Source organism: Staphylococcus sp. HMSC072H03 (assembly GCF_001809305.1).
In the GTDB taxonomy this organism is placed as follows: Bacteria; Bacillota; Bacilli; order Staphylococcales; family Staphylococcaceae; genus Staphylococcus; species Staphylococcus hominis.
Map to the genome: position 1 here is coordinate 129012 of NZ_KV796914.1, position 1010 is coordinate 130021.

Below are 1010 nucleotides of genomic sequence, written 5' to 3' on the forward strand. Positions count from 1 at the left end.
TAACTATTTCTATCCTTTAAAATAGATTTTTGGACGTCGTATTTATGCTTTCGCCCAGAGTAATCATTAATTTGCTTTTTGTATTGTTTAATTTTAGTTCTTTTGAGCCGTATTTGTTTTCTTATTTTAGTACATTTTTCATTATCGATATGTTGATTTAAATCTTCGATTTCTTTATCCAAATGACTACCAATCAAATCTATTTCTTCCTTTGTTAAGTCATTATCGTGATCTTTTTTAATCTCAGGTATGATTTTATTTGTTATCAATTCATGATAGAGTGCTTTAGAATCTTCATTCATTTTTGTCTCATGGTTTTGAATACTCTTTTTCCATACAAATGTATATCGATTGGCATTCGCCTCAACTTTCGTACCATCAATAAAAATGGCCTGATCATCTATAAGATGTTGTTTCAAACACTGACTATGAAATTGAATAAATAATGATTCTAATAAAGCATCTACTTTTGGATTGACTCTAAATCGATTAATCGTTTTATAAGAAGGCTTTTGATTTTGTGATAGCCACATCATCCGGATGCTATCATTAAGTAATTTTTCTATCTTACGACCTGAAAACACAGATTGTGTGTAGGCATATAGAATGACTTTTAACATCATTTTTGGATGGTATGAGGTTGCACCACGATGATGTCTGAATTCATCGAATTCAGTTTTAGGAATTGTTTCTACAATATCATTGACATGTCGTGACATATCATTTGTGGGGATAAGAACTGAAGTTTCCAATGGTAGAGTAAGTTGAGTCATGTTATAATCTTTATACATAAGGCACCTCGTTAATTTAGTTTAGTGATATTTATTAAATTATACGAAAGGGCCTTATTTTTTTAAAGTATTTCAATGTAAAATTACATATAAATACAAAGTATTTTGGCGAGACTCTTGAGGGAACAGGACAAGCTGAAGACTACAGGCTGAAGCTGTCCCCTAAGAAAGCGAGCCAACAATACGTAGTATTGTAAATAAAGAAGCCAGTAAATGAAT

At 30.9% G+C, this 1010-nt stretch carries 1 protein-coding gene; it reads right to left on the bottom strand.

The window, feature by feature from the left end; genetic code table 11:
* Positions 1 to 791, bottom strand: a 791-nt coding sequence (locus HMPREF2578_RS11395; protein WP_256275862.1) for a transposase, incomplete at its 3' end; no start/stop codon positions are given.
* Positions 792 to 1010 lie beyond the last annotated feature (219 nt).